At 39.2% G+C, this 265-nt stretch carries 1 protein-coding gene; it reads left to right on the forward strand.

All coding sequences use genetic code 11. From position 1 onward, the window contains the following. A partial coding sequence (tssK, locus tag RMT89_RS43555; RefSeq protein WP_315889289.1) for a type VI secretion system baseplate subunit TssK occupies positions 1–265 on the forward strand: 265 nt, incomplete at both ends.

A 265-nucleotide genomic window follows, 5' to 3' on the forward strand; every position in this document is an offset into this window, starting at 1 on the left:
GTTCAGCTCATGCTCGAAAAAGAAGATCGTAGTTCTTATGCCTCTATTGCAGTTGCTCGTATTATGGAGAAACGCCCTGATGGGAGTATTGTTTTAGACCCTGATTTTATTCCGTGTCATATTAATGTAGCAAGTAATCCATCACTACACCGTTTTATTAATGAAATATCAGGATTAATGCGAGAGCGTGCCAAAAATATTGCACAACGTATTAGTGCACCTTCACAAGGTGGTGTGGCTGATGTTTCGGATTTTATGTTGTTAC

Source organism: Streptomyces sp. P17 (assembly GCF_032436805.1).
GTDB lineage: Bacteria > Actinomycetota > Actinomycetes > Streptomycetales > Streptomycetaceae > Streptomyces.